The 5966-nt window shown below is 60.1% G+C and carries 5 protein-coding genes; all 5 read left to right on the top strand.

Translation table 11 applies throughout. The features are described 5' to 3' along the window. The coding region (locus KBY74_RS13205) for a hypothetical protein (protein ID WP_254943095.1) at nucleotides 1–265 on the top strand (265 nt) is incomplete at its 5' end. Nucleotides 266–316: 51 nt separating this feature from the next. After that, nucleotides 317–733 (top strand): hypothetical protein, encoded by a 417-nt coding sequence (locus KBY74_RS13200; RefSeq protein WP_254943094.1) that lies wholly within the window; start codon nucleotides 317–319, stop codon nucleotides 731–733. A 162-nt stretch (nucleotides 734–895) separates the two neighbouring features. Beyond that, complete coding sequence (locus tag KBY74_RS13195) at nucleotides 896–1474, top strand: hypothetical protein (protein ID WP_254943093.1); 579 nt, start codon at nucleotides 896–898, stop codon at nucleotides 1472–1474. Between the two features lie 246 nt (nucleotides 1475–1720). Beyond that, complete coding sequence (locus tag KBY74_RS13190) at nucleotides 1721–2812, top strand: efflux RND transporter periplasmic adaptor subunit (RefSeq protein ID WP_254943092.1); 1092 nt, start codon at nucleotides 1721–1723, stop codon at nucleotides 2810–2812. Further along, nucleotides 2809–5966 (top strand): efflux RND transporter permease subunit (locus KBY74_RS13185; RefSeq protein WP_254943091.1); only part of this gene is annotated, 3158 nt, incomplete at its 3' end. The genes KBY74_RS13190 and KBY74_RS13185, both read left to right, overlap by 4 nt.

Below are 5966 nucleotides of genomic sequence, written 5' to 3'. Positions count from 1 at the left end.
CCTCGAAGCCGAAGCCGAGCGCGTTCGGAATTCCAACGACGTTGTCACGCCGATGATCGCCCAGGCTAGGGCGATCATCTGGCTTGACACGTTGGCGAGGCTGCACGAGGCAGGCCTGGACGAAGCCATCAAGGCAGCCGATGCCACCCAGGCCAGCGCCTGGACACGGGACCTCGCCCTGTTCGAGATCGTGATGGGCTTGCTGCGCAACATCCAACCGATGGATCTGGACTCAGCGGATGATCCTGAGATCGAGGTGGGCTGAGTCCTCGCCTCCTTTGTCGTTCACCTACATTCACATCATCACCCCGTTTTGATGCTGCTCATGTCTAAAACTACAGCTGGCTCGCAATCCGAGGTGATATTGCGCTTGGTTGATACATTTGATGGGCGCGATGAACTCTTCTCCTGCCTTGATTTCATTGGACATGCGCAAGATCAAAATCCTGATCTACTTAACTTCCTGACACTGTCCGTCTTGCCCTCCTGGCTGGAGGAGCACGGCTTTAGATCAGATCTTTTCGGCCGCTTCTTCGAGGCTGTTGATCTTGCAACTGCTTTAAGCAGCCCACCTGAGACACTCTTTAGTATCTTTTCATCCTTAGCGCCAGACATGTCTGCTCTGCAGCTAGTTGACGCCGTTGCCAATCGTTCTCCGAATGTTTACGCTGCGCTTCTAAAGGCGATTGAAGAAGCCAATCAATCAGGTAAGGCACTTGGCTCAGTTGCATGAGGTGTTAAAAAGTGGGAGGCTGCTTCCAAGGATGTTCTGGCTGGTGTAGGTGCTCTAAGCATCATTGGTGGAGCTGGTTACGGTGGTTTCAAGCTTGTTTCCCATATTCGACATCGACTTGCGGAAGCTCGCGCGAGGGAAGTTGAGGCTATTCAAGATCAATTGAAAACAGATCAGGAAAACGCTGAGAGGAAGCTCCATGCCGAGGTTTCGGATTATTTCTTGTCGGGCGACGCTAACTCGGGGCAGGCCAAGCTCCTCGGCAAGAGGATTAAAGAGTTTCATGACGACCCAGACTCAGATATCGCAAATTTTATTCCTCCGCGTCAATTTCTTGAAAAACGAATGCTTGAAACTCTTTTGAGTCCTACTATTTCAAATGAGGATAGGCAATTTTGTCGATTTCTAAAAGATGCTGGAGTTAGTCATGAAGTCAAAGCGGGTCGGTATGAGCTCAATAAAATAGGTAAAATGATAGTCAATGGCGCTGCGGATAGAATGACTGATTGGAAAACAATTCACGCCTTCTCAAATACCCGTGCGGAGGACTACCTGAAGTCCGAGGGATTTGAGGAATTAGCCAGGAAACTTTTCACGGAGCAGCTTGAGCTTATTGAACAAGACGTCCGGAAAAAGATCGTTGCCGAAGTTGATTCCGAAGTAAAGCTTGTTGTTGAGAATGAGTTGTCTAACGCAAAAAAAGAAGTTGATATCATTGTGGAAGTTGAACGCAAAACATAAACATGGTTTTCATGCTCTTGCCTGGATATCATCTCCTGTTTTGTGGTGGTATGGCTTCGGCGCAGCCCCGCCAGTCCGTTCGCGGTCAATGGCAATCCGTTTCAATTAGTAAACTCGACTCTTCCCATCAATCTGTTCTGCTTCGTGTGAAATGTCTCTACCGGTTGGCAAATTTCTTGATCTGCTTGACTCCCGCCATCAGCTTCATTAGGTTAATTTCTTGAGTGGTTTTTTCATGTGCGTCCATTGACGCGCTCCTGGCGCACCCTCCCCCTAACGTTTTTTGTTGGCAGCGGAGCTCTGCTGACGGGCCTCGCCGGCTGCGTCAAGCCACCGCCGCCCCCACCACCGCTCACGTTTTCACTGATCAGCCCGACGCGGCAGACTTTCACCGATCAGGCCACCTACCAGAGCACTCTCGAATCGATCGTCAACGTGCCGCTGGCGGCCGAGATCGATGGCCGCATCGTGGCGATGCCGATGCGTGAAGGCCAACTGGTGCGCCCGGGGGATCCCCTGTTCCGGCTGGATCAGCTGCAGCAGCAGGCCAGCGTGGCTGCTGCCGCAGCGCAGGCTCGGGAGGATCGCCTCGAGGCGGAGCGCTACATCTTTCTGAACCAGCAGGGCGCTGCTTCCACCAAGCAGCGCGATGCCAAGGTGACGGCCGCGATCACCAGCGCCGAGCAGCTGAAAGCCAGCGCTGCCACCCTTGCTTATAAGGACGTGACCGCTCCGATCGCCGGCATGGTGGGCGACATCCAGTACAAGCTGGGCGCCGTGGTGCGCCGCGGCGAGACGATCACCACCATCGTGGATAACCGCCGCCTCTGGGTGCGGCTCGATGTGCCGGGTGAGCAGGCCTATCGCGTGCGCCTGGGCATGCCGGTGGAGCTGCAGGCGCCCGACAAGTCGGCCCTCAAGGCGATGGGCCAGGTGACGTTCATCGCCCCCTCGCTCGATCGGCGTACCCAGACGCTGCTGGTGAAGGCCACCTTCAACAACGCCGATGGCGCCCTGCGGGATCAGCAGCGCGTGCAGGCCAGCCTGCGCTTCGGGTCGACCGAGACGCTGGCGCTTCCCCAGGCGGCGGTGCTGCTGCAGGCCGGGCAGACCTTCGTGTTTCGGGCGGTGTCGCCTGCGGAAGCCCAGCGCCTGATCGGCTCCCCGATCACCCCCACGCCACCGGCCGGTGCCCTGGTTGCGGTGCAGACGCCGGTGACCCTCGGCAGCCTGCAGGGCGGCCGCTTTGCTGTGCTCAAGGGGCTGGGCGCCCGCGATGCCGTGGTGATCGGCAACCTGGCCCAGCTGCGCAGCGGCATGATGATTCCCCGGAAATGAGCCTTTCTGACACCTTCATTCGCCGGCCGGTGCTCAGCACCGTGTGCAGCATTCTGATCCTGTTGGCCGGGGTGATCGCGCTGCCGCTCCTGCCGATCGAGAACCTGCCGAACATCGCGCCACCCACGATTCAGGTGACGGCCAACTTGCCAGGTGCCGACGCACTCACGGTGGAAAGTGCCGTGACCGGTCCGCTGGAGGAGCAGATCAACGGCGCGCCGGGGATGGATTACATCAGCTCCAACAGCACCAGCCAGGGCGTCAGCCAGATCAATGTGGTGTTCAAGGCCGGCACCAATGCCGACATCGATCAGGTGAATGTGCTCAACCGGGTGCAGACCGCCTCGGCCCAGCTGCCTGAGCAGGTCAACAACCAGGGCGTGACGGTGCAGCAGACCGCCACCAGCTATCTGCTGGTGTACAACCTCACCTCCACGGAAGGGCAGTTCAGCCGCGAATATCTCAACGGCCTCTATCAACTCAACCTCGCCTATCCGCTCAGCCGCTCCGAGGGTGTGGGCCAGGTGACCGTGTTCGGCGCCAGTGATCCGGCTTACAAGCTCTGGGTAGATCCGGCCAAGCTCAGCCGTTTCAACCTCACGATTCTGGATGTGGAGAACGCCCTGCGCTCCCAAAACCAGATCGTGGTTGGTGGCAGCATCGGTGGTCCGCCGGCTTCGGCCAACAACCCCACCAATCTGCCGGTGCTGGTGCAGGGCAACCTGCGCACCGTGGAGCAGTTTGAAAATCTGGTGCTCACCCGCGGCTCAACCGGCAGCCTCAGCGATAGCGGCCCCGACGGCAGCCTGATCCGTCTGCGCGATGTGGGCCGGGCCGAATACGCCTTTCAGAACTTCAATCAGGCAGCGATCAATGGCATCTCCGGCTATCCCTGCGTGGGTTTCGGCGTGATCCAGCTGCCGGGCAGCAATGCAATCACCACCGCTGAAGCGGTGGACAAGGTGCTGACGCAATTCCGCACCACCCTGCCGCCGGGGGTGAAGCTAGAGAAGGTGTTTGATCAGACCGACTTCATCAACGCCTCGATCTTCGGGGCGCTCGATGCGCTTCGCGATGCGGTGGTGTTGGTGCTGCTGATCATTTTCCTGTTCCTGCAGGACTGGAAGGCAACGATGGTGCCGGCCCTGGCGCTGCCGATCGCCTTGCTTGGGGCGATGGTTTTCGTGAAGGCGTTTGGCTTCTCGATTAACGAACTCACGCTGCTGGGGGTGATCCTGGCCACCGGCCTGGTGGTGGACGACGCGATCGTGGTGGTGGAGGCGGTGTCGGCCCGGATCGAAGCAGGCGACAAACCTTTTGCGGCGGCCTCCAATGCGATGAAGGAGTTGACGGGCGCGATTTTGGCCACTGCGCTGGTGCTGCTGGCGGTGTTCATCCCCGTCACGTTCTTCCCCGGTGCCACGGGCGTGATCTACCGCCAGTTCGCCCTCACGATCGTGTTCTCGATCTTGGTGAGCACCTTCAATGCGATCAGCGGCAAGCCGCTGCAATCGGCCCTGCTCCTTGGTGGCGGTAAGACCAAGCCCAGCGGCCGCACCTGGATGTGGATCGGTGGAGCCTTCGGCGCTGTGTACGGCTACCTGTTCGGAGGTGCGCTGTGGCTGCTGCTGTTCGGTGCACTCGGGGCCGTGGTGGGCCGTAATCTGCAACCGATTTTCACCGCGTTCAATACCCAGTTTGAGCGCCTGGCCAAGGCCTATGCCCGGCTGCTGGAGCAGGCGATCCGGCGGCGCCGCCAGCTGGTGAGCGCCGTGCTAGGCGGAGTAGTGCTCACCGCGCTCGCTTTCCTGCTGATCCCCTCGGGCTTCGTGCCCACGGAAGATCAGGGCTACGGCCTGGGCATCATTCAGTTGCCGCCGCAGGCCTCGCTCGAGCAGACGATGAAGGTGGCCGACCAGGCCCGCCAGATCCTGGCCAAGGAGCCGGAGATCGTCAGCGGTGAGCTGATCGGCGGAGCCGGCTTCAACGGTGGTGCCCTTAACCAGGGCCTGTTCTTCTTTGGCCTCAAGCCGATCGAGGAGCGCAGCGGCGTGGATCAGTCAGCACGGGCGGTGGTGCAGCGACTGAACAAGCAGTTCCAGACGATCGAGGGGGCCAAGGTGATGGCGCAGCAGCCGGCGGCGGTGCCGGGCTTCAGTGCCCAGGGTGGCCTGGCGTTCCAGTTCAACGACCTCAGCAATGGTGGCTACAGCCCCACAGATCTGCTGGGGATGGCCAATCAATTGATCGACAAAGCCAAGGCCACCGGCTTTTTCTACAACCTCTACACCCAGTTCGTCAGCGATGCCCCGGTGTGGCGAATCGAGCCCGACCGCGACCGTATGGCCTCGCTGCAGGTGGATTTCGGCACGGCGATGAAGGTCCTAGGGGCGGTTAACGGTGGGGCGTTCGTGAATCAGACCTACGAGAACGGTCAGTACCGCCAGGTGTATGTGCAGGCCGAGGGCAGCAGGCGCGAAACCATCGACAGCCTGAAGAATCTCTACGTTCCCGCAGCCGGTGGCGCCCAGATTCCCCTCGCCAATCTGGTGACGGTGCGGCTCGACAGTGCTCCGCCCATCATCAGCCACTTTGATCTCAACCGCACGGTGCTGATCCAGGGTTTTGAGGCAATCGGTAAGAGCACCGGCCAGGCGATCGATGCGCTCACCGCCAGCTTCCAGCGGCTCAACTTCACCAACATCGGCATGGACTGGTCGGCCCTGAGCCGCTCGGAGGTAGCGGCCGGTTCGCTGGCAGCGCTGGTGTTCGCCCTGGGCCTGGTGGTGGTGTACTTGGTGCTCTCGGCCCAGTACGGCAGCTATATCGATCCGCTGGTGATCCTGATGACGGTGCCGCTGGCGATCCTGGGGGCCCTGCTGTTCCTAGTGCTCAACCAACAGGTGAACAACGTCTATGCCCAAGTGGGGCTGGTGACCCTGATCGGCCTGGCGGCCAAGAACGGCATCCTGATCGTCGACCTGGCCAACCAGCGCATGGAGGCTGGTCTCTCCGATGTGGAGGCGGCCATGGGGGCGGCCCAGTCGCGGCTGCGGCCGATCCTGATGACGGCCTCGGCGGCCCTGTCGGGTTTCTTCCCGTTGGTGGTGGCCAGTGGCGCTGGGGCCATGAGCCAGCGCTCAATCGGCTCGGT

Source organism: Cyanobium sp. A1C-AMD (assembly GCF_024346495.1).
GTDB lineage: Bacteria > Cyanobacteriota > Cyanobacteriia > PCC-6307 > Cyanobiaceae > Cyanobium_A > Cyanobium_A usitatum.
The sequence above is the reverse complement of the archived record's forward strand: the minus strand, read 5'-3'. Positions and strand labels throughout refer to the sequence as shown.